Source organism: Dolichospermum sp. DET69, assembly GCA_017355425.1.
GTDB lineage: Bacteria > Cyanobacteriota > Cyanobacteriia > Cyanobacteriales > Nostocaceae > Dolichospermum.
Genome location: CP070233.1, coordinates 327,633 through 351,823, shown reverse-complemented (window position 1 = coordinate 351,823; position 24,191 = coordinate 327,633). Strand labels below are relative to the sequence as shown.

General features: G+C 38.8%; 15 protein-coding genes. 10 read left to right on the top strand and 5 right to left on the bottom strand.

Annotated elements, in window-relative coordinates:
* Nucleotides 1-222 precede the first annotated feature (222 nt).
* Nucleotides 223-1,734 (bottom strand): serine/threonine protein kinase, encoded by a 1,512-nt coding sequence (locus tag EZY12_01810; protein QSX70474.1) that lies wholly within the window; start codon nt 1,732-1,734, stop codon nt 223-225.
* Between the two features lie 367 nt (nt 1,735-2,101).
* Here EZY12_01810 and EZY12_01805 point away from each other — a divergent pair, with 367 nt between their 5' ends.
* The 3 genes from EZY12_01805 (at nt 2,102) to EZY12_01795 (ending at nt 7,862) form a co-directional block, all read left to right on the top strand.
* Complete coding sequence (locus tag EZY12_01805; protein QSX68470.1) at nt 2,102-2,644, top strand: COP23 domain-containing protein; 543 nt, start codon at nt 2,102-2,104, stop codon at nt 2,642-2,644.
* 1,103 nt (nt 2,645-3,747) lie between these two features.
* A complete protein-coding gene (locus EZY12_01800) occupies nt 3,748-6,399 on the top strand; it encodes a serine protease (GenBank protein QSX68469.1) in 2,652 nt (883 codons plus the stop codon).
* Between the two features lie 923 nt (nt 6,400-7,322).
* Entirely contained in the window at nt 7,323-7,862 is a 540-nt protein-coding gene (locus EZY12_01795; protein ID QSX68468.1) for a hypothetical protein, read from the top strand.
* 2,690 nt (nt 7,863-10,552) lie between these two features.
* Here the strand turns inward: EZY12_01795 and EZY12_01790 are convergent.
* Complete coding sequence (locus EZY12_01790) at nt 10,553-11,062, bottom strand: MogA/MoaB family molybdenum cofactor biosynthesis protein (GenBank protein ID QSX68467.1); 510 nt, start codon at nt 11,060-11,062, stop codon at nt 10,553-10,555.
* Between the two features lie 78 nt (nt 11,063-11,140).
* On the bottom strand, nt 11,141-11,476 hold the full coding sequence (gene psb28 / locus EZY12_01785; protein ID QSX70473.1) for a photosystem II reaction center protein Psb28: 336 nt from the start codon (nt 11,474-11,476) through the stop codon (nt 11,141-11,143).
* A gap of 79 nt (nt 11,477-11,555) precedes the next feature.
* Here psb28 and EZY12_01780 point away from each other — a divergent pair, with 79 nt between their 5' ends.
* Together EZY12_01780 and EZY12_01775 are read left to right on the top strand one after the other, a co-directional pair.
* Entirely contained in the window at nt 11,556-13,319 is a 1,764-nt protein-coding gene (locus EZY12_01780) for an alkaline phosphatase (protein ID QSX68466.1), read from the top strand.
* Between the two features lie 492 nt (nt 13,320-13,811).
* The gene (locus EZY12_01775) at nt 13,812-14,606 is read left to right on the top strand and encodes a DUF2993 domain-containing protein (GenBank protein QSX68465.1); all 795 of its coding nucleotides are present in this window, start codon (nt 13,812-13,814) and stop codon (nt 14,604-14,606) included.
* 192 nt (nt 14,607-14,798) lie between these two features.
* On the opposite strand, the gene EZY12_01770 is transcribed toward EZY12_01775, so the two are convergent.
* Both EZY12_01770 and EZY12_01765 read right to left on the bottom strand, forming a co-directional pair.
* A complete protein-coding gene (locus tag EZY12_01770; protein QSX68464.1) occupies nt 14,799-16,190 on the bottom strand; it encodes a UDP-glucose/GDP-mannose dehydrogenase family protein in 1,392 nt (463 codons plus the stop codon).
* A 231-nt stretch (nt 16,191-16,421) separates the two neighbouring features.
* Entirely contained in the window at nt 16,422-17,345 is a 924-nt protein-coding gene (locus EZY12_01765) for an SDR family oxidoreductase (protein QSX68463.1), read from the bottom strand.
* A 389-nt stretch (nt 17,346-17,734) separates the two neighbouring features.
* Here EZY12_01765 and EZY12_01760 point away from each other — a divergent pair, with 389 nt between their 5' ends.
* The 5 genes from EZY12_01760 (at nt 17,735) to EZY12_01740 (ending at nt 24,155) form a co-directional block, all read left to right on the top strand.
* Nucleotides 17,735-18,943, top strand: a complete 1,209-nt coding sequence (locus EZY12_01760) for a transposase (protein QSX68462.1) — start codon at nt 17,735-17,737, stop codon at nt 18,941-18,943.
* A 77-nt stretch (nt 18,944-19,020) separates the two neighbouring features.
* Nucleotides 19,021-22,047, top strand: a complete 3,027-nt coding sequence (locus EZY12_01755; protein QSX68461.1) for a valine--tRNA ligase — start codon at nt 19,021-19,023, stop codon at nt 22,045-22,047.
* 101 nt (nt 22,048-22,148) lie between these two features.
* Nucleotides 22,149-22,607 (top strand): hypothetical protein, encoded by a 459-nt coding sequence (locus EZY12_01750; GenBank protein ID QSX68460.1) that lies wholly within the window; start codon nt 22,149-22,151, stop codon nt 22,605-22,607.
* A gap of 697 nt (nt 22,608-23,304) precedes the next feature.
* The gene (locus EZY12_01745; protein QSX68459.1) at nt 23,305-24,021 is read left to right on the top strand and encodes a DUF4476 domain-containing protein; all 717 of its coding nucleotides are present in this window, start codon (nt 23,305-23,307) and stop codon (nt 24,019-24,021) included.
* The gene (locus EZY12_01740; protein ID QSX70472.1) at nt 23,976-24,155 is read left to right on the top strand and encodes a ferrous iron transport protein A; all 180 of its coding nucleotides are present in this window, start codon (nt 23,976-23,978) and stop codon (nt 24,153-24,155) included. Before EZY12_01745 ends, EZY12_01740 begins: the two co-directional genes overlap by 46 nt.
* Nucleotides 24,156-24,191 lie beyond the last annotated feature (36 nt).

The following is a 24,191-nucleotide window of genomic DNA, read 5'->3' as shown; positions in this document are numbered from 1 at the left end:
CCTACCCATGGAACGTCTCTACAAGGGTTGTAAGTCACGCATATTTAATTTTCACCAGATGTCTAATACTCAAATTGTCATTTACACCCTTGAATTTGGAGTTTAAGTAAGAGGTTATTTGAAAACTTTTTCCTGTGGGATCTGATCCCCCTAAATCCCCCTTGAAAAGGGGGACTTTGAGGAATCTCGATTAATTCTGATACTTTTCAAACATCCTCTTAATTACCAGATTGGATTTGTGGATTTTTCAGATGTGGATTTTTCCAGTCTAAAGGATTTAATTATGGTGTCTTCCACAGTTTTCGCAAACTCTGGATAGGATTTATCTTCAGCGCGATAGGTGAGAATATAGGCTTTTTTACCATTAACAATCCATACTTGCATTTCTTGGAAATTTACCTTGTGGATATTATCTCTGCTCTCATAAACTACTTGATGACCTTGTGTTTCACCAAGTTGTATTCGTCCAGATTTGATAATTTTCGCATTTTGTCCTAATGCTTCAATTTGTCCGATAGAAAACTTAGTATAATCTTCCAAAGACTCCGACTGGAATAACTCATCTATAGTGATAAAAAATTCTGGAGTTAGAGAAGATGAAATCGTATTTTTCGGGATAATTCGCGTTATTTTATCTATTGCTGGTGTTTCTTGCCAATTTTTAGGATATTTAAATTTAACCCCAGCTTTTGCATATTCTACTACTTTAATTGATGGTTGCAAATAAATATTAATACCCATCACACCAATAGTTATTAAAGTTATTAAAAAAGCCGATTTTATGAGTAAAAATTTTAAATTGTGAGCTGGTTTATTGATGGGCTTTGTATTATTATTATTGACTGAATGATCTGGTTGTGTGGTTATTTGAGATTCATTTACAGCCGTCATAACTTCTGCTGCTGATTGAAACCGGTGTCTAGGGTTAATCTTGAGCATTTTATCTAAAATATTAGCTAGAGAAGGGCTAGTAATTATACTAGCTTGTTGTCGCCAATTTCGGTAATTATTGTCAAGGTAATCAACAGGAGTTGTACCTGTGAGTAACTCCAGACAAGTAACAGCTAAACTATATAAATCACTAGACGGATAAATTTCTCCTATTCTTCCTTCTTCAGGTCTTTGTTCAGGAGAAGCGTACACTTTTGTAAAAATAGGTACAGATTTTTTTATATTTGTTTCACCAGAAACAACTTGTTTAACCGCCCCAAAATCAATTAAAAATAGTTTTTGTGTTGCTGTTTCTCTAACAATATTACTGGGTTTAATATCTCGATGGATAGAATTTTGATCATGAATAAATTGTATAATCGGTAAAATTTGCTTTAAAAAATCTAAAATATCTGTTTCGGAAAAACGAACTTTTCTTCTGAGTTCTTGAGACAGATCTTCACCTTGGATATATTGTTGTACTGAATATTTAAACTCAAGTTCTTTTTGTTGACCAAAAGCGGGAGCGGTCAGGGAAAAATAATCATATAATGTGGGAATATTCCCGTTATTGTCACCTAAAAATTCTAAAACCTGAGCTTCTCGATCAAAAGCTGCTTTGATTGCTTCAACAATTTTGTCAGCAATTTCCGGGTTGTCATTAATATTCAATCGTTTGATCACACATTGACGCTGATTCACAGAATCTAAATCAATAGCTTGAAAAGTAGCACCAAATCCTCCTTTTCCCAGAGGTTTAATAGTTTGATAATGTCCTTTTCTCCCCTTTAATATTAGGGGCATTCCACAAGCTTGACAGAATATTTCTGAGGTAGTATTAGAATCTGGAGAGTCGGGAAAACGGTTTTCGGGACTAGGGCAGTGGGGTCTGGTACAATAGTACATGATAGATAAAATAGTACATGATATAGTTACAGAGTTAATCCATTAACCAAAAACAGGTATTTATATAAGTCTGTTCACTTCACCTATTAAACAGGATTGTATCATAAAGTTAACTTCTGGGTAAACGCCTTAATCTTTGATAAGAATTAGTATATAATCAGTTATGGGCGTGCATATTCTTACGCCAAGTATAAAGTTTAGATAACATAAATCTAGTTAAATACTACCATAATCACCAAAATTCAGTAATCAAAGGTCAAGCATTATGCAACTACCAGCATTAACTAGTGTCTTAGCATTCACCGCATTGACAGTTACCCTGAGTGTTAACCCTGGTTTGAGTCAAGAGATTCCCAAGCAAGAAGTTAGTTTTGCTTGTCGTTCAATTTCTTACAAAAGTAATACGGAAAGAGTTCCCACTACCATGGCCTTCGTTCCCGACAAAAAACCTGAGCCTTATGTACCCATTATTGCTTGGAAATCTGACTCTTTTCCCAGTAGCGAATGGACTCCTAAAAAACGCTGTGAACAAGTAAGTAAAAAATTCCAGCAATTTCACCAACAAGGCCGATTAGATTATTTAACTACCGGTAAGTTGAATGGTTTGGGAGTTATCTGTGCGGCTAAACCTGGTGAATGCAATAAAAACAATATTTTATTTAGTGTCAGGCCAGGTGTAAATCCCACTACAGTTTTAGCCGAACTTAATGACATCAGAGAAGGTAGAACTTCAGACCTAACTTGGCAAAATTCAGGTGAAAATACTTACTTGAATCTGGGTGAATATCTCAAAAAAATCTCTAAATAACAAAATACCCCACCCTAACCCTCCCCTTGTAAAGGCTACGGTGTACACACATCTCTAGACAGGATGCTAAACGTGATCCGATCCCCCTAAATCTCCCTTAAAAAGGGGGACTTTGAAGAATTTAGCCCCCCTTTTTAAGGCTACGGTGTACACACATCTCTAGACAGGATGCTAAACGTGATCCGATCCCCCTAAATCCCCCTTAAAAAGGGGGACTTTGAAGAATTTAGCCCCCCTTTTTAAGGCTACGGTGTACACACATCTCTAGACAGGATGCTAAACGTGATCCGCTCCCCCTAAATCCCCCTTAAAAAGGGGGACTTTGAAGAATTTAGCCCCCCTTATAAAGGCTACGGTGTATACACATCTCTAGACAGGATGCTAAACGTGATCCGATCCCCCTAAATCCCCCTTAAAAAGGGGGACTTTGAAGAATTTAGCCCCCCTTGTAAAGGCTACGGTGTACACACATCTCTAGACAGGATGCTAAACGTGATCCGATCCCCCTAAATCCCCCTTAAAAAGGGGGACTTTGAAGAATTTAGCCCCCCTTGTAAAGGCTACGGTGTACACACATCTCTAGACAGGATGCTAAACGTGATCCGATCCCCCTAAATCCCCCTTAAAAAGGGGGACTTTGAAGAATTTAGCCCCCCTTGTAAAGGCTACGGTGTACACACATCTCTAGACAGGATGCTAAACGTGATCCGATCCCCCTAAATCCCCCTTAAAAAGGGGGACTTTGAAGAATTTAGCCCCCCTTGTAAAGGCTACGGTGTACACACATCTCTAGACAGGATGCTAAACGTGATCCGATCCCCCTAAATCCCCCTTAAAAAGGGGGACTTTGAAGAATTTAGCCCCCCTTTTTAAGGCTACGGTGTACACACACATCTCTAGACAGGATGCTAAACGTGATCCGATCCCCCTAAATCCCCCTTAAAAAGGGGGACTTTGAAGAATTTAGCCCCCCTTTTTAAGGGGGGTTGGGGGGATCTAAACGTTGTGGGGCAACTCTAGAAGACTTGTGTGTACACCGTAGCTTGTAAAGGGGGGATTAAGGGGGGTAAATCACTACTAATAAAAACACTATTTAACTAATCATGAAACGTCAAATCGCCATGATCTCCTGCTTACTGCTGCTACCTTATCCAGTGTCAGCAACAGAAACCCAAACCAAGACGACAAAACTACTTACACAGACATCGCAAAGGTGCAAATTACAACCAGCAGACCCAGAAAACGGTATTTATTCAGACCCACAATTACAAACCATTGCTAAACAAATTACAGTTAGAGTCAGAGACAAAGAAAGAGGCGCTTCCGGGACAATTTTCGCTAGAAAAGATAATTCTTATTTAGTAGTTACTAATTCCCACGTTGTCAGAAGAATTAATAATATCAATATTATCACAGCCGATGGTCAAAAATATGCAGGTAAAATTTTACCTGATACTAACTTTGATAAATTCGATTTAGCTATAGTAGAATTTACATCTAATCAAAAATATTGTTTACCATCAGAAATTGCTGACAGAATCGCCTCTTTTGATATTAACTTAGAAACACCAGTTATGTCCGCAGGCTATGCTGTATCTGAAGATAAATTAGTATTAACAACAGGAAAAATACAACAAATAATTTCTCAACCCAGTTTAAAAGATGGTTATGAAATTGGCTATACCAGCGATATTCAACCGGGAATGAGTGGCGGTGCAATTATTAGTAATACAGGAAATTTAATAGGAATTAATGGCATTAGTTCCTATCCTTTGTCCAATTCTGCTTATACTTATACCAACGGAAAACGCCCCACAAATACAGAAATTCAAGAATTTAGAAAACTCAGTTGGGGAATACCCATTAAAACCGTTTTAGCTCAGGTAAGACCAGAAGTTCTTACCGCTTATAATTTACCTCTACCAGATATTAAACAGCAAATAGCAGAAGTACCATTAACAGGGTGGTTAGGAGAATTAGAAGCAAAAGCTAAACAAATTACCGTCAGAATTGATAGCAGTAGCGGTGCTAATGGTTCAGGAATTATTATCGCTAAGGAAGGAGATATTTACACCGTTTTAACTGCGGCTCATGTAGTTTGTAAACCACCAGATAAACCGGGAAAATGTGAGCCAAATACCTATAAAATCCTCACAGTAGATGGTAAACAATATCCCGTAGAACCAAGCACCATTAAATTAGAAGAAGGGGTAGATTTAGCAGTAGTTAAATTCACCAGTCGGGAAAATTATCAAGTTGCAACTTTAGCCAATTATCCCACCAAAGATTATGAATATATGTTCACTGCTGGTTATCCCAGGTTAGGAGAAAAATCACCTTGGCGGTTCACATTGGGACAGATTTATAGTCAGGAAAGAGGGTTATTACAAACTACCCAATCAGACTTTAACAATAACAGTTCTGGTACAGCCCAAGCAGCAGTTTCTTTAACAGGAGGATATGAATTAGTTTATAGTAGTATCACCTTTGGGGGCATGAGTGGGGGACCTGTATTAGACTCTCAAGGGCGGGTAATTGGTATTCATGGCAGAACTGAGGGACAAGCTGCTATTGATAATAATAGTAGTAGTCAAGAAACTATCCAATTAGGTAATAGTTTGGGTATTCCGGTGAGTACATTTTTGGCATTAGCTACCCGACTGAATACCCAAGCACAAAAGGTAGAAACCACCCCAACACCAGAACTAAATCAACAGAAAGTTAGGTCTATTAAAACAGCGATTTTATCAGTAGATGTTTCCCAAGGCAATACTACCGCCAGTCAATGGTTAGAAAGAGGAAATCAACTGTGGCGGTTACGTCGTTATCCAGAAGCAATACAGGCTTTTGACGCAGCAATTAAGCAAAAACCAAAGTTTATTCACCTAGCTTATTATGGCAAGGGTTTGGCGTTAGCTAGGAGTGGAGAATATCCAGAGGCTATAACTGCATTACCTGCATTACAGCAATCGGTGCAATCTCAACCTGATTTTGTTCCTGCTTGGTTGTTGCTAAGTGCAGTTTATAAAGAATCAAACCAACTGGATAAAGCCTTAGCAGCCATAGATAAAGCCATTCAACTCCAGCCTAATAATCCTAATTTGTATAATCAGAAGTCGGTAGTTTTAATAGATTTAAAAAGATATAGAGAAGCAGCAGCAGCGATAAATAAAGCCATTGAACTCAGTCCCCGTGCAGCATTTTACGTCAACCGGGGAATTGTCCGTGATGAATTAGGAGATAAGCCAGGAGCAATAGATGATTACAACCAAGCTATCAAGATTAATCCTAACTATGCCGATGCCTACTACAACCGGGGAAGTGTCCGTAATGAATTAGGAGATAAGCAAGGAGCAATAAATGATTACAACCAAGCTATCAAGATTAATCCTAACTATGCCCTAGCCTACAACAACCGGGGAGTTGTCCGTAATGAATTAGGAGATAAGCAAGGAGCAATAGATGATTACAACCAAGCTATCAAGATTAATCCTAACTATGCCCAAGCCTACACCAACCGGGGAATTGTCCGTTATAAATTAGGAGATAAGCAAGGTGCAATAGATGATTTCAACCAAGCTATCAAGATTAATCCTAACTATGCCCAAGCCTACGCCGGTCGGGGAATTGTTTATTATCAACTTGGTGACAAACAAAAAGCCAGAGAAGACCTGCAACGAGCAGCGCAATTGTTCATGGCTCAAGGGAATACTGCTCTTTATGAAAAAATAATGGGTTTATTAAAAAGGTTGTAGGGAGTTTCTTTGGTGATGTTAATTGTGATTTTGTCTGAATCAGGATGTCCAGGATTTAAGGATTAACAGGATGTGATTGTGAGATTTTCCCTCGTTCCCTGGCTCTGCTGGGGAATGCCCACAGGAGGCTCTGCATGACAACAATAATATTTTGTCAGAATCAGGATGTCCAGGATTTAAGGATTAACAGGATGTGATTGTGAGATTTTCCCTCGTTCCCTGGCTCTGCTGGGGAATGCTCACGGGAGGCTCTGCATGACAACAATAATATTTTGTCTGAATCAGGATGTCCAGGATTTAAGGATTAACAGGATGTGATTGTGAGATTTTCCCTCGTTCCCTGGCTCTGCTGGGGAATGCCCACGGGAGGCTCTGCATGACAACAATAATATTTTGTCAGAATCAGGATGTCCAGAATTTGAGGATTAACAGGATGTTTGATAATGGTTGGGTTGATGAGTTTTTGGGAATGTTTGATATCTGTTTTTCTATGATCTTGTTAATAACCTGACTATATATGGCGACACAGATTCCCACTATAATTTAATGATAGGCTAAATTCAGAAATTTGTCAAGGGGTAGTTAAGGATAATCTTGACAATATTGAGATAATGAAAATCCTGTACATCCTTACATCCTGGACATCCTGATTCAGACAATTAATATGTTAAAATAACAGTAAATACCCATCCTGTACATCTTTAAATCCTGGATATCCTGATTCAGACAATTAATATGTTAAAATAACAGTAAATACCCATCCTGTACATCCTTAAATCCTGGATATCCTGATTCTGACAAAAGAATTTTTAGGGTATTGTTAGGAGTGTTTTAATTTGATTTTAGATTTCTAATTTAATGGATATTAATCAACAAAAGGAACAATTTAGCATCACATATATTAGGGCGATCAGAGATTTGCCATGAAAGTTACTATCAAAGATAGTCAAATACTCAAAACAGTTCAACCTGATATTATCCAGATACACTTGCAAGCTACAGGATGGCAAGAAACAGGAAGAATTTATAATGATGCTGGGGCAATTTGGCGATTAAAAAAAGACACCGCAGATGGATATGAAATTTTGTTACCTCTCCAACATAATTTAGGAGATTATGCTGAAAGAATTAGCGATATTTTGAAAACATTAGAGATAGTAGAAAATAGAGATCAATTTGATATTTTAAGCGAATTTATCACCAATTATCCTAACTTTACTGTTCAAGGTGTTGTCATGCAAATCGCCACTCCAGAAATTGATAAGCTGAGAGGAGAAATTACATTATTAGGTGCAGTGTTTGAGAAATTACAAGAAATTAAAACAGTTTTAACTAATCAGGATTATATCTTAGCTATTAAAGCTTATCAAGAACGGTTGCAAATTCACTGTATAGGTGATTTAGTGAAAGAAGATAATCATTTTATTCTCAACAATCCGAAAAATTTACAAATTGATGGATGACTGTTGATGATGTAATTAATTAAAATTTTGTCTGATAGCGAAGCGTGGCGTAGCCATATCAGGATGTCCAGGATTTAAGGATTAACAGGATGTGATTGTGGGATTTTCCCTGGTTCCTTGGCTCTGCTGGGGAATGCTCACGGGAGGCTCTGCATGACAACAATAATATTTTGTCTGAATCAGGATGTCCAGGATTTAAGGATTAACAGGATGTGATTGTGAGATTTTCCCTGGTTCCCTGGCTCTGCTGGGGAATGCTCACGGGAGGCTCTGGATGACAACAATAATATTTTGTCTGAATCAGGATGTCCAGGATTTAAGGATTAACAGGATGTGATTGTGAGATTTTCCCTGGTTCCCTGGCTCTGCTGGGGAATGCTCACGGGAGGCTCTGGATGACAACAATAATATTTTGTCTGAATCAGGATATCCAGGATTTAAGGATTAACAGGATGTGATTGTGAGATTTTCCCTGGTTCCCTGGCTCTGCTGGGGAATGCCCACGGGAGGCTCTGGATGACAACAATAATATTTTGTCTGAATCAGGATGTCCAGGATTTGAGGATTAACAGGATGTGATTGTGAGATTTTCCCTCGTTCCCTGGCTCTGCTGGGGAATGCTCACGGGAGGCTCTGGATGACAACAATAATATTTTGTCTGAATCAGGATGTCCAGGATTTAAGGATTAACAGGATGTTTGATAATGGTTGGGTTGATGAGTTTTTGGGAATGTTTGATATCTGTTTTTCTATGAGCCTGTTAATAACATGACTATATATGGCGACACAGATTCCCACTATAATTTAATGATAGGCTAAATTCAGAAATTTGTCAAGAGGTAGTTAAGGATAATTTTGACAATATTGAGTTAATAAAAATCCTGTACATCCTTAAATCCTGGACATCCTGATTCAGACAATTAATATGTTGAAACAACAGTAAATACCCATCCTGTACATCCTTAAATCCTGGACATCCTGATTCAGACAATTAATAGGTTAAAATAACAGTAAATACCCATCCTGTACATCCTTAAATCCTGGATATCCTGATTCAGATAATTAATATGTTGAAACAACAGTAAATACCCATCCTGTACATCCTTAAATCCTGGATATCCTGATTCAGACAATTAATATGTTGAAACAACAGTAAATACCCATCCTGTACATCCTTAAATCCTGGATATCCTGATTCAGACAATTAATATGTTGAAACAACAGTAAATACCCATCCTGTACATCCTTACATCCTGGATATCCTGATTCAGACAATTAATAGGTTAAAATAACAGTAAATACCCATCCTGTACATCCTTACATCCTGGATATCCTGATTCAGACAATTAATATGTTAAAATAACAGTAAATACCCATCCTGTACATCCTTGCATCCTGGATATCCTGATTCAGACAATTAATATGTTGAAACAACAGTAAATACCCATCCTGTACATCCTTAAATCCTGGATATCCTGATTCAGACAATTAATATGTTGAAACAACAGTAAATACCCATCCTGTACATCCTTAAATCCTGGATATCCTGATTCAGACAATTAATATGTTGAAACAACAGTAAATACCCATCCTGTACATCCTTAAATCCTGGATATCCTGATTCAGACAATTAATATGTTGAAACAACAGTAAATACCCATCCTGTACATCCTTACATCCTGGATATCCTGATTCAGACAATTAATATGTTGAAACAACAGTAAATACCCATCCTGTACATCCTTACATCCTGGATATCCTGATTCAGACAATTAATATGTTGAAACAACAGTAAATACCCATCCTGTACATCCTTACATCCTGGATATCCTGATTCAGACAATTAATATGTTGAAACAACAGTAAATACCCATCCTGTACATCCTTACATCCTGGACATCCTGATTCAGACAATTAATATGTTGAAACAACAGTAAATACCCATCCTGTACATCCTTACATCCTGGATATCCTGATTCAGACAATTAATAGGTTAAAATAACAGTAAATACCCATCCTGTACATCCTTACATCCTGGACATCCTGATTCAGACAATTAATATGTTGAAACAACAGTAAATACCCATCCTGTACATCCTTACATCCTGGATATCCTGATTCAGACAATTAATAGGTTAAAATAACAGTAAATACCCATCCTGTACATCCTTGCATCCTGGATATCCTGATTCAGACAATTAATATGTTGAAACAACAGTAAATACCCATCCTGTACATCCTTAAATCCTGGATATCCTGATTCAGACAATTAATATGTTAAAATAACAGTAAATACCCATCCTGTACATCCTTAAATCCTGGACATCCTGATTCAGACAATTAATAGGTTAAAATAACAGTAAATACCCAACCTGTACATCCTTGCATCCTGGATATCCTGATTCAGACAATTAATATGTTGAAACAACAGTAAATACCCATCCTGTACATCCTTAAATCCTGGATATCCTGATTCAGACAATTAATATGTTGAAACAACAGTAAATACCCATCCTGTACATCCTTAAATCCTGGATATCCTGATTCAGACAATTAATATGTTGAAACAACAGTAAATACCCATCCTGTACATCCTTAAATCCTGGACATCCTGATTCAGACAATTAATAGGTTAAAATAACAGTAAATACCCAACCTGTACATCCTTACATCCTTACATCCTGATTCGTTTAATTCAGAAAATTTACCTGTTTTACTAAATGCACCAATTCCGGTAAAATCAACTTTTCCATCCCCAGTCGCACAGCATTACTAGAACCAGGAAGAGAAAAAATGATTTTATTTTTATAAATACCAGCAACAGCACGGGAAGCCATAGCGCGGGAACCAATTTCTTGATAACTTAAAAACCGAAATAATTCCCCAAATCCTGGTAAGGTTTTTTCTAACAACTTTTCTAAAGCATCATAGGTAGTATCCCTAGGAGCAATTCCCGTTCCCCCATTAAAAATCACAGCATTGATATGAGTATCTTTACCTAAAACTGCCATTTGATCCGCAATCTCTCTTGGTTCATCTTTGATAATCTGATAAAATTCCACTGTGTGATCATCCGCTAAAAGTAGTTCTTTAATTAATTGACCACTTTTATCTGTATCTGGAGAACGGGTATCACTAACTGTAATTACCGCACAGGTTACAGAAATTTTCTGTGTGTTTGGATGTGGTTGAAATTTCATACATAATATTATATTTAGGTTTTAGTCAATAATCAATGAATACTGACTGGGCGCAGGCCCTGCGCCCCTACGGACTAATTAAGATTTACTCAATCCTAGTCCATTGTCCTCAGCATAACGATTCATGAAGCGCATAAAACGATCCCACTCATCATTAGACTTCATCACATAAATTGCTTCTAAGGATTCAGGTTTACCGTTGACAAATTTACCCTGAACTTCCTTAATAACTATTTCCCCTTCTTCGTCAATTAAATACAATCCGGTAACTTCATCTTTGCCATCTTGTGCCAAAATATCAGGATTGGTGAACACAAATGTTGCTGTACCACTTTCACCTGTTTTTGCTCTCGTCAACCGGACATCTGGAACTACTGCTTCGTCAATACCTCTAGCAAACTGAATTTTCGCCATGATGAGTAAATTTAAACTTTTGTGATCATTTTGTAATATTCTCTCATCATAGAGCGATTTCCTCACAGGCATTTTACCGATGGTTATTAAATCTAGTTCACAATTCCGATTTAAACGCCGGTTATTGGCCACAGCGTTGATCATTGTAGTTGGTATATTCATCACTGTGACTAACCATTCTACCCCAGCTATATCTGCCACCAAAACCAAAAACGTCATTCTCATGATTGGGGACGGTATGGGCTGGGAAATGGCTCGTGCTGGGGCTATAGCTAAGGGATATAATTACAATTCTGGTAAGGGGGAAGGACTCAGTTTTCAAACTCTGGATCATTACGCCCTTGCTACCACCTATGGTACTACTGTTGCTCCCGGTGATGGAGTTTTCAGCACTGGTAATTCTGCATTGAATGGCTCTAATCCCATGACTGGTGCAAGTTCGATTTTACCAGGCTTTAAATTTCAACCCCAATTTAATCCAGGAAATAAACCATCTGGAGGTGCGGAGAATCCCCAGCCCAATGCAGTGGGTAATTTAGTGGGTTATGATCCTCTCCGTGGAGGGATAAATCCTTGGACACCTGGTAATGATCCTGAATATATCCAGCATAGTTATCCTGATTCTGCAAATACAGCGACTACTTTGTATACGGGAGTAAAAAGTTATAACAATGCTATTTCCGTTGATATATTTGAAAAACCCTTAGAAACTATTCTCAAAACTGCGGCTGATCATGGTAAATCTACAGGGATTGTAACTTCTGTTCCTGTGGATCATGCTACACCAGGAGCAGCAGCAGCTAATGTAAATCGTCGTAATAAATATGATAGTGATTACCCATCTTTGGATAATATTCTCCAGCAGGAACTTCGCATATATCAACCTACTGTAATTCTAGGTGGTGGACATCCACTTAGGGGTGCTAGTAGTCAACCTCTGCCAACGGGTGTAGAACCACCAACTAAATTTGAATATATCACTAAATCAACTTATGCAGAGTTGAGCAAAAACCCCAATCGAAACCGCTATAAGTATACATTTTTAGAACGGGGAAAAGATGCGGCTAAGAAGTTAGCAAAGACTGCCGCTAAATTAAATCCAAATCGGGGCGATCGCTTGCTAGGATTATATGGAGCTAGAGGACAAGAGGGAAATCTGCCTGTAAGTACCGCTAATGGAGATTACAGTAATACAGGTTTGAGTCTCTTTTCCCTATTTGCTTCTCAAGGACAAAAACCGGATATCTTGCGGCCGTTACTTCCTGGAGAAACCGATCAATCTTTTATTGCTAAGGAAATTAATGAAAATCCCACACTCAATGATTTAACTAAAGCCGCTTTAACAGTTTTATCTAAAGACAAAGATGGATTTTGGTTAATGGTAGAAGGTGGTGATATTGATTGGGCTGCCCATGATGATAACTTAGATAATATGATTGGCACAGTATTAGATTTTGATAAAGCTGTAAAAACGACAATTGACTGGATTAAAAATAACGGTGGTTGGGAAAATAATCTGTTGATTGTTACCGCTGATCATGATCATTATCTGACTTTAAATCCCAACTTTTCTGAACTGCTGAAAGAAAAAGGTACGGAAGCTTTAACTGCTGAATCTGATTCTATGAAAGCGGGTCATTTTTGGGGTGCTAATCCTAAGATCAAATATGGTTGGGGAACTCATACTAACCGTCCAGTTCCTGTTTATTATCAAGGTAAAGGTTCAGCAGTTTTAACCAATTCTGTCGGTAAAGGTTTTCCACTTTACGGTTATAATATTCCTGGTATTCAGGGTTTAGTAGATGAAATTCACATTTATCAAACTCAACGGAAAGCACTATAATTCAATCCGTTTAAATTACTTAAGTTGGGTTGACGTGAGGAAACCTAACTTTTTCGTATTTGTTTCTACAAGGATTAAAATCATTGTCTGAACTGTGATTTTTGTGATTATTTTGATTAAGATGATGAATTTTGCTTCAGTATCAGACAAATCACAAAAATCAGACAAATCATAGTTCAGATGGTAAAGTACTATTACTAGAAATCAAACGCAGATAAATTTGTGCTTTGTTTGACACTCTCAGCACGCTTTGTGACTGAGCTTTACGCTTACTGAGTAATCTTGTAAGTTGTAACTGATATTTCATAACCTTAGTATATATACTATCGCTAGTAGTATAAAAATTGACAATTATAGTAGTTCAGTATTAATTATTAATTAACCATCAGTTATCCTGTTCTAAGTCATTAGCAGATTAAATCAGGGGATCGCTTGCATTATTGTTCACAATTTGTTACAAAAATATAAAGAACTTCTAGAGACTAAAACCTAATGTTCGGCGGACTTACCGGTTTAACAGATCCCAAAAGCACCGATTGGGGAGAGCGAATGCTCAACACAGTCGCCAGCCAAACGATTCGCCACCTGTTTACCCAAAGCGAGTCGGTAGAAGTCTTTGTGCGCTGCTACCCCTCCAGCAAACTGTTGCAAGGCAGCATTGATAGCTTTCAAATGAACGGCCGCGGCTTAGTAATTCGTAGAGACTTCGCAGTTGAGGAAATGTTCTTTGAAACCGATGCTGTAGCCATTGACTTCGGCTCGGTTTTAAGTGGCAAACTTAATCTCAAACAACCCACCCAAGCTGTCGCCCAGGTGATTCTATCAGAAGTAGGCATTAATAAGGCTTTTGAGTCGGAACTGGTGCAAAAGCGCCTGCTGAACCTTTCTGAACCCACTTTGATGGCAATATCCGATGGTGAGCCAGTTTCCTTTACAGAAGTTCAAGTCAAGCTATTACCGGAAAATCGCTTACATCTAGTAGCTAAAGCCGATTTAAACAACGGCGAACTCATACCCCTAAGTATGACCATTGGTATCGGGATTGAAAGAAGAAGGCGGGTTTCTTTCAAAGAACCGAAGATTGAACTTGAGGGAGTTCCAGAAGTACAAAGAGAAATTTCCCAGACTTTAAGTGTGGCATTGGTAGAAATTTTGGATAATATGGTTGATTTAGATCGCTTTGATTTAGATGGGGTAAAAATGCGACTAAATCGTTTAGAAACAGAAGGTCAAAGATTGATTTTTAGCGGTTATGCAGAAATAGAAAGAATTCCTCACAGTTCTTAACAATTCTTGAAATTGAAAAAAATTAACGCCGCCTAGTTGACTTTGGGCGGCGATTTAATTTCTATAGGAGTCAGGAGTCACCGAGTCACCGAGTCAGGAGTCAGGAGTCACCGAGTCAGGAGTCACCGAGTCAGGAGAGAGAAAGGAGAGAGAAAGGAGAAAGAAGAAAATCCCTCCTGCCCCCTGCCTTTTTTACCTTCCTACACCTACATATTGGAATCCAGCCCTGGTCATTGCTTGAGGATCAAGGAAATTACGACCATCAATCATGACGGCGTGGTTCATTAATTTTGCCATTTTCCCGTAATCTAAAGTGCTGAACTGTTGCCATTCAGTTACAAGTACCAAAGCATCACAGCCATCAGCTAGTCTTTCGGCATCGGTTTCTACTAAGACACCGGAAAGACCATGACGCATTCCGGTTTGGGAAATAATGGGGTCATAAGCCTTGACTTTAGCTCCCAGTCGGTTAAGTTGTTCAATCAAGATGAGTGCGGGTGCATCCCGTAAATCGTCGGTATCTGGTTTGAAGGTTAAACCGAGTAGTCCCACCGTTTTACCTTTAAGGATTTTTAGAGCCTGTTGGAGCTTTTCTAGGGCGATTAAACGTTGACGTTCGTTGACACTAACCGCAGCTTTCATTAGTTGGGCTTCATAGCCATAATCATCAGCGGTGTGAATGAGGGCAGAAACATCTTTGGGGAAACATGAACCACCCCAACCAATCCCAGCTTGTAAGAACTTGCTACCAATGCGGGAATCTAAACCAATGCCTTTTGCTACTTGGGTAACATCCGCACCAACGCGATCGCATATATTAGCAACTTCGTTAATAAAACTAATCTTGGTAGCTAAAAAAGCATTAGCCGCATATTTGATCATTTCAGCCGAACTTAAGTCTGTAACTAAAACTGGAACGGGAGGTAAAGACTTATCAGCCGCAAATTTGCGTTCGACAATTGGGGCATATAGTTCTTTCATCATGCCGGTGGCTTGTTGACTATTGCCGCCTAAGACAATCCGATCAGGATTAAAGGTATCATGAACTGCTGAACCTTCCCGTAAAAACTCTGGATTACTAACTACATCAAACTCATTAGCGATCGCCGAAAACTTTTCTTCACAGGCTGTATCACCAGCAGCCACCAATGTTTTCTGACGTTCAGCAATCCCGTCTAAAACAATCATTCTTACCCAGTCGCCAGAACCAATGGGAACGGTAGATTTGTTAACAATTACCTTATAACCACCATTGAGATTTTCACCAATACCACGAGCAACAGCTTCTACGTATCGGGTATCGCTTTCACCATTAGGTAAAGGAGGAGTTCCCACCGCAATAAACAGGATTTCTCCATGATGAACACCAGCCGCGAGATCACTAGAAAATAGAATCTTGCCACTATTGATGGCAGACTGCATAATTTCCGAAAGTCCTGGCTCGAAAATTGGCGACTGCCCAGACTTCATTAATTTAACTTTTTCTTCGTTATTATCTATGCAAATGACATCATGACCAATGTGAGCCAAACAAGCACCTGTTACCAAACCAACATAACCAGTACCGATTACACAAACACGCATTTTTGAATTCCCCCGTTTTGTACAGTTATCAGTGAATAAAAGAACTCAATAAAAAAATAATCCAATCTTGTGGGATGAGCATCCTGCTCGTCCGCTATCCAATTTTGTGGGATGGGCATCTTGCCCGTCCTTGTATTATGATCAGGCAAGATGCCTGCACCACAAGAGAAAGAATGCCGGATATTTTTTGATTTAAAAGTCTCTAAATGGAATGTAGCCCTGCTAAACCTTTTAGAAACGTTGACGGAAATCTTCAATCATTAACTTTAACCCGTCTTGCAGAGGAATAGTAGGTTCCCAATTTAACAAAGTTTGTGCCTTGGTAATATCAGGACGACGACGACGGGGATCATCAGCAGGTAGGGGTTCAAACTTAATCTGTGCATCTGGGTTAATTAAGTTTTGCACAGCCTGAGCTAGTTCTAAAATTGTGTACTCATCAGGATTACCCAAATTTATGGGGCCAGTATGTTCACCATTCATTAATCGCATTAGCCCATTTACCAAGTCGGAAACGTAACAAAAACTCCGGGTTTGTTGACCTTCACCATAAACAGTTAAAGGCACACCTCGTAATGCTTGCGCCACAAAATTGCTGACTACGCGACCATCATTTTCCAACATTCTCGGTCCATAAGTGTTGAAGATTCTGGCGACGCGAATTTCAACTTTATTCTCTCTGTAATAGTCAAATGCCAAGGTTTCAGCCATTCTTTTGCCTTCGTCATAACATGACCGAATCCCAATGGGATTGACGCTGCCTCGATAATCTTCAGTTTGAGGATGAACTTCTGGATCTCCGTAGACTTCGCTGGTGGAAGCTAATAAAAATCTGGCTTTAACTCGTTTAGCTAACCCCAACATATTGAGTGTGCCAATAACGTTAGTTTTAACTGTTTTAATTGGGTTATACTGATAATGCACTGGAGAAGCCGGACAAGCCAGATGATAAACTTGATCTACTTCTAAGCGGATTGGCTCGGTGATATCGTGACGAATCAGTTCAAAATTAGGATTATCTAACCATGGGAGGAGATTCTGTTTCTTTCCTGTATAAAAATTATCTAAGCAGATGACTTCATGACCATCATTCATTAATCGGTCAATTAGATGAGAACCAATAAAACCAGCACCACCCGTTACTAAAATTCTCATATTTTTCCTTTGACTAACATATATTTTCAGTACCTATCATGCTGTTTTATATTACCAATATGGGTAATATAAAAGTAGATATTTATCCCAGAATCTCATCTATGGCTTTTAAGTTTAATATTAATTGCCTGCCAGGTATTTTCTAATAAATAGGTTACTTATGCAATACCTTAGCCAAAGCAAAAAAATGGCGAAGGTGTTGTTATGGGAATGTTTTATCGAATCGCTGTAAGACCCCCGCCTCAAGGTCTCCTAGGCGGGGGATGTAAAGCGGTTCAAAACGCAGCACTAGGCAGATAAATATTGAGCGTTAGCGAAATAGAATCTGCATAGTAGCTAAGTTTTTAACAAATCATGATATACTATTTATGTACCAAAGTTAGACATAAATGATCGTATTTGAGGCAAAACTTGAAGGACTTGACGAGCAGTATCGAGCGCTTGATGAAGCGATTAGAACTGCTCGTTTTGTGCGGAATAGTTGCCTGAGATACTGGATGGACAATAAGGGTATTGGACGCTATGACCTGAATAAATTCTGCGCTGTGCTTGCAGCCAATATTGAGTTTCCTTGGGTATCGAAACTCAACTCGATGGCAAGACAAGCCAGCGCTGAAAGAGCGTGGTCTGCTATTGCTAGGTTTTTTGATAACTGCAAGAAATGCCAACCAGGGAAGAAAGGTTTTCCAAAGTTTAAGAAAGAACAAACACACGGTTCTGTTGAATACAAAACCTGTGGTTGGAAACTTTCTGACAACCGCAGGTACATCACTTTCACCGATGGATTTGAAGCAGGAACATTTAAACTTTGGGGAACTCGTGACCTACATTTCTACCAACTCAAACAGTTTAAAAGAGTGCGGGTTGTGCGTCGTGCTGATGGGTATTATGCCCAGTTTTGCATTGACCAAGAACGAGTAGAAAGGCGTGAACCAACGGGTAAGACTATTGGTATTGATGTGGGATTGAACCATTTCTACACCGATAGTAACGGTGAAACAGTCGCCAATCCTAGACATCTTCGCCAGAGCGAGAAGTCTTTAAAACGATGGCAACGCCGGATGTCCAAGACTAAAAAGGGTTCTCAAAATAGAGTCAAGTTGAGAAATAAACTGGCACGTAAGCACCTCAAAGTAAGTCGCCAACGTAAAGACTTTGCTGTAAAAACAGCAAGGTGCGTAGTGAAGTCTTACGACCTCGTGGCGTATGAAGATTTGAAAGTGCGGAATATGGTAAGGAACAGACACCTTGCCAAGTCGATTAGTGACGCAGCGTGGACTTTGTTCCGTGAATGGGTTGAGTATTTTGGTAAAGTGTTTGGCGCAGTCACGGTTGCGGTGCCGCCTCATTTCACCTCACAAAACTGCTCGAATTGTGGTGAAGTGGTGAAAAAAACCCTGAGCATCAGAACCCATGTATGCCCTCATTGTGGGCATATCCAAGACCGTGATTGGAACGCAGCGCGTAACATATTAGAAAAAGGATTGAGTACGGCGGGTCACGTCGGAACTAACGCCTCGGGAGAGACTGATCAATACTTGAGTGGGGAAACTCCTTCAAGCAAATCAACTCGTGGAAAGAGGAAGCCCAAAGAGTGATCTTTGGAATCCCCACCTTCAACGAAGTAAGGTGGGGAGGATGTCAATAAACTTGTCATATAATTACCATTCCCAGCATGACCGCAACTATTCCTAATCTCCCTAGTCTTTACGAAGCCTTTTCCACAGAAGCCAAATGGCAAAAATTCTGGGAAGACAACCAAGTTTACAAAGCTGACCCCAACCACAAGGGTGAACCCTATTGCGTCGTTATCCCTCCACCTAACGTGACTGGCAGTTTGCACATGGGTCACGCCTTTGAAGGGGCTATCATTGATACCCTTGTCCGCTACCACCGCATGAAGGGACGTAATACCCTGTGGCTACCGGGAACTGACCACGCCAGCATTGCAGTCCAAACGATTTTAGAAAAGCAACTCAAAGCTGAAGGGAAAACCCGTGATGATTTAGGGCGCGAAAAGTTCCTAGAACGGGCTTGGCAATGGAAAGCAGAATCCGGTGGCACAATTATTAATCAGTTAAAACGGTTAGGCGTGTCCGTGGACTGGTCACGGGAACGCTTTACTTTAGATGAAGGTTTATCAAAAGCAGTTTTAGAAGCATTTATTCGCCTTCATGAAGAAGGCTTAATTCATCGCAGTAACTATTTAGTCAATTGGTGTCCCGCTTCTGGTTCGGCTGTGTCTGATTTGGAAGTCGAACCCAAAGAGGTAAATGGGAATCTCTGGTATTTCCGTTATCCCCTCAGCGACGGTTCTGGTTTTCTGGAAGTAGCCACAACTCGCCCCGAAACCATGTTAGGTGATACGGGTGTGGCAGTTAATCCCACTGACGACAGATATAAACACCTAATTGGCAAAACTCTGACTTTACCAATTATGAACCGGGAAATCCCCATTATTGGTGATGAATTGGTAGATCCAACTTTTGGTACAGGTTGCGTAAAAGTGACACCGGCACATGACCCCAATGATTTTGAAATGGGGAAACGTCATGATTTGCCGTTCATTAATATTATGAATAAGGACGGCACATTAAATGAAAATGCAGGAGATTTTCAAGGACAAGACCGTTTTGTGGCGCGGAAAAATGTTGTAGCCCGTTTAGAAGCTGATGGCGTTTTAGTCAAGGTTGAGGAATATAAACATACAGTACCTTATAGCGATCGCGGAAAAGTCCCTGTTGAACCCCTACTTTCTACCCAGTGGTTTGTGAAAATCCGCCCTCTGGCTGATGAAACTTTAGATTTGCTCGATAACCAAAATTCCCCCGAAATTGTTCCCCAACGATGGTCTAAAGTTTATCGTGATTGGTTAGTAAATCTGCGTGATTGGTGTATTTCTCGGCAGTTGTGGTGGGGTCATCAAATTCCCGCTTGGTATGCTGTTAGCGAAACTGAAGGAGAAATTACTGACTCTACACCCTATTTTGTTGCCCGTAATGAAGAAGAAGCATTAGAAAAAGCCAAAGTTCAATTTGGGGAAGATGTCAAATTAGTTCAAGACCCCGATGTTTTAGATACTTGGTTTTCTTCGGGATTGTGGCCATTTTCAACTTTAGGTTGGCCGGAAGAAACCGAAGATTTAGCGGCATATTACCCCACAGCTACCCTAGTTACTGGTTTTGATATTATCTTTTTCTGGGTCGCCAGAATGACGATGATGGGAACACATTTTACCGGAAAAATGCCGTTTAAAACTGTGTACATTCATGGTTTGGTGCGGGATGAAAATAATAAGAAAATGTCCAAATCAGCAAATAATGGAATTGACCCTTTATTGTTGATTGCCAAATATGGAACGGATGCTTTACGCTATACCTTAATTAAGGAAGTAGCTGGGGCTGGTCAAGATATTCGTTTAGAATATGACCGCAAAAAAGATGAATCTATTTCGGTAGAAGCTTCTCGCAATTTTGCCAATAAGTTGTGGAATGCTGCGCGATTCGTGATGATGAATTTGGACGGACAAACTCCAGTCCAATTAGGTCAACCAGTTCCCACAGAATTAAGTGATAGATGGATTCTTTCCCGTTTTAATCAAGTTGTCAAACAAACCAACCATGACATTGGTAATTATGGTTTAGGAGAAGCAGCTAAAGGACTTTATGAATTTATTAGAGGTGATTTCTGTGATTGGTATATTGAATTAGTCAAATCCAGATTACAGCAAGATGCAGAACCAGAATCTCGCAAAGTTGCCCAACAAATCATTGCCTACATTTTAGAAGGGATTTTAAAATTACTTCATCCCTTTATGCCTCACATTACTGAGGAAATTTGGCAAACTCTCACCCAACAACCAACAGAAAATCCCCAACTTTTACCTTTACAATTATATCCTGAAGTAGATGAAAATCTCATTGATTCAGCTTTGGAAACCCAGTTTGATTTGTTAATTGACACAATTCGCACAATTCGTAATTTACGAGCAGAAGCAGATATTAAACCAGGGGTAAAAATTACTGCAAATTTGCAAACTGAAAGCGAAAGTGAAAGATTTATTCTCACTGCTGGCCAGGCTTATATTCAAGATTCAGCCAAAGTGGAAACTTTAACAATTACTGATCCTAATGCTGTTGTTATTTCAGAAGAAATTGCTATAGTTGAAGGTGGTAAATATTGGGGTGGGATTAAAATAATTGCTTTAACCGTTGTCGCACTTATCGCTTTGAAAGTAGCTGTATTTGTTGGTAATACTGCTTTAGATATTCCTGTGTTTGGAACTAGCTTTGAAATCATTGGTTTGGGTTATGTTGCTTGGTTTATTTTCCGCTATATACTCAATGGTGAAGCTAGAAAAGAGTTATTGTCCAAATATTTTCCACCCAGTGAAATATCAATTGAACCAGAATTACCTATAACAGCACCCCAGGAACAAGAAAATTCTATTGCTGGTGTTGTCGGTACTATACAGGTAGTAATCCCTTTAAAAGGAGTTGTGGATATTGAATCTGTGCGGGTAAAACTAGAGAAGAGTTTACAAAAAGCTGAAACGGAAGCAGACTCTTTGAGTGCGAGATTAAGTAATTCTAAGTTTGTAGATAAAGCGCCTGTAGATGTAGTTGAGAGTGCTAAGGCTACTTTAGCCGAGGTACAAAAACAAGCAGAAATTTTACGCGAACGTCTGCGTAGTTTAGTATAAGTATAATGGGAGATTGGTAATTGGTGATTGGTTTAATATTTACCCATTACCCATTACCTAGCTCTAATACTTAAATATTAAATTAGTAGAGAAGTAAAATTATGTTATATCTTGCCCAAGTACATAAAAATGATTTTTTAGACCAATATCAGTTACGTTTATTAGCGCGACAAGAATCAGAAAACTTTTGGCTAACAATTTCTGATAGCGATAGTTTGATATTAACCATAGAAACTTTAATTTTCTTAGGAAAGGAAAACACTATAAGTCATAACTTATTGGTGTTAGTTAAACTATCTACTACAAATAAAATTGAAACAATTGAAAATGCTACTGATTGGGTAATTAATCTGGTCAAAACCTATCTTTCTACAGGTGTTACTTCTGAATTTCTCAAGCAAGAGACAGAAAAAATGGAGAATTGGCAGCAAAATTTAACTTTGCAAAATCAAGATTTAGCCCGTCGGAGTTTGGAATTAGAAGCCCGTCGGGAACAAATTGAAGCTTTAGAAGAAAGTCTCAACCGGGAAAGAAATGGTCATAAAAAAACTGAAGGATAAATAGGAAAGATTATATTTATACCGGATATTTTAGATTAAAACTCAAGGAGAATATCAAAAACGGTATTTTTTAAAACAGTTTTTCCATCGGAAATGAGCTAATAACGATAGAACAATCCAGGATTTATCACAATAAAGCGAAAAACAAAAGAAAAAATAAAATTTGCATAATTCATCTTGAAAAATCTTCTTTTCCTCATATAGTGAGAATAGAGGAGTGAATAATATCCTCTCAGAACAAAATCTTTGCTTTTTATCTTTGTGTCCACTCTGCAAGAATGACTACTATGTGGAATCTACTAGTCTTCTATGACATTAAGGTTATAAATATTATGCATAATTCCTAGAAACCAACTTTTAGGAGAAAATCACATGGCTATCACAGTGGAAACAGCCTAGTTAAACAACCAAAGCATTTTGGCAAGTTTTGCTTTTGGTGAAGAAACTGACGAACAAGCTGCGGAAATAATTTCTGGCAGATACATTACAGCCACAAAGATGAAGGATGAGTCATATCTTTCATCTTAAACATAACGCCATAAATGTCCCTAAAATTCACACCTAATAACAGGAAAGCATTTATGAAAATTTCAAAAGCATTTCTGGCTAAGGATACAGGATAAAACTTATGTTTCATCCTCATCTTTAGCGTCAGTCCGTATTGCTAAAACTCATATCTAACAATAGGAGAGCAGTCATGAATTTTGCAAAAGTATTTCTGGCTACAGCTACATTAATGGTAGTTTCTATTAGCCCTACCTTGGCTAATGATAAAGTTGAAATTAGTGATAACAGTTGTACAGGTGAGTCTTCTCGTGTGAATATTAGCCCCAATGGTCAAGGACTAAGTATTCTATTTAATAAGTTTATAATCTGGGGAAATCGGTCCCATTCTTGCCCTATAAGTGATAGTGATTTTAGCCAACTAATGGATGATCTTCGTCGTAGCTGGCCTAATGAGCTTCAATTCCTAATTCAGATAGTTCCTCAAAACTACTTCACATCTGTTCAGGCCAGTCAGATTGTTAAGGAGATGAAATTTGGGGATCGTGAGGTAGAAGCAGCGGTGATGCTATATCCGCAAGTTGTGGATCATGGTAACTGGTTTGTCGTTGAACAGGCTATTACTTTCGAGAGCGATCGCCAGGAAGTGCGTCGTAAAATAAATGATACGAATGTAGAGCCTACTGAGACAAAGCTTCCGAATGTAGAGCCTACTGAGACAAAACTTCCACCAGAGCCTACTGAGACAAAGCTTCCACCAGAGCCTACTGAAACAAAGCTTCCAAATGAAGAGCCTACTGAGACAAAACTTCCACCAGAGCCTACTGAGACAAAGCTTCCACCAGAGCCTACTGAGACAAAACCATTTGTCAAAGTCAAGATGAGACAATTAGAAAAAAGCTCATATTAATGGGAATAAAAACAGGTAATACTATTACTGTAGAACAGCAATTTCCTACGTTTGTAATTAAATGTAGTAATTTATCTCTGACTATAGATCGGGAAATAGCACGGGCTATTTATGTGCGTATGATTGAGGAGTGAAAACATCAATTATTAACGTTATTCTATCAGCAGCAG

Coding starts and splice junctions, on each gene's coding strand:
- EZY12_01810 (QSX70474.1), bottom strand. CDS start 1,734: ATGCCCCTAATATTAAAGGGGAGAAAAGGACATTATCAAACTATTAAA.
- EZY12_01805 (QSX68470.1), top strand. CDS start 2,102: ATGCAACTACCAGCATTAACTAGTGTCTTAGCATTCACCGCATTGACA.
- EZY12_01800 (QSX68469.1), top strand. CDS start 3,748: ATGAAACGTCAAATCGCCATGATCTCCTGCTTACTGCTGCTACCTTAT.
- EZY12_01795 (QSX68468.1), top strand. CDS start 7,323: ATGAAAGTTACTATCAAAGATAGTCAAATACTCAAAACAGTTCAACCT.
- EZY12_01790 (QSX68467.1), bottom strand. CDS start 11,062: ATGAAATTTCAACCACATCCAAACACACAGAAAATTTCTGTAACCTGT.
- psb28 (QSX70473.1), bottom strand. CDS start 11,476: ATGGCGAAAATTCAGTTTGCTAGAGGTATTGACGAAGCAGTAGTTCCA.
- EZY12_01780 (QSX68466.1), top strand. CDS start 11,556: ATGGTTATTAAATCTAGTTCACAATTCCGATTTAAACGCCGGTTATTG.
- EZY12_01775 (QSX68465.1), top strand. CDS start 13,812: ATGTTCGGCGGACTTACCGGTTTAACAGATCCCAAAAGCACCGATTGG.
- EZY12_01770 (QSX68464.1), bottom strand. CDS start 16,190: ATGCGTGTTTGTGTAATCGGTACTGGTTATGTTGGTTTGGTAACAGGT.
- EZY12_01765 (QSX68463.1), bottom strand. CDS start 17,345: ATGAGAATTTTAGTAACGGGTGGTGCTGGTTTTATTGGTTCTCATCTA.
- EZY12_01760 (QSX68462.1), top strand. CDS start 17,735: ATGATCGTATTTGAGGCAAAACTTGAAGGACTTGACGAGCAGTATCGA.
- EZY12_01755 (QSX68461.1), top strand. CDS start 19,021: ATGACCGCAACTATTCCTAATCTCCCTAGTCTTTACGAAGCCTTTTCC.
- EZY12_01750 (QSX68460.1), top strand. CDS start 22,149: ATGTTATATCTTGCCCAAGTACATAAAAATGATTTTTTAGACCAATAT.
- EZY12_01745 (QSX68459.1), top strand. CDS start 23,305: ATGAATTTTGCAAAAGTATTTCTGGCTACAGCTACATTAATGGTAGTT.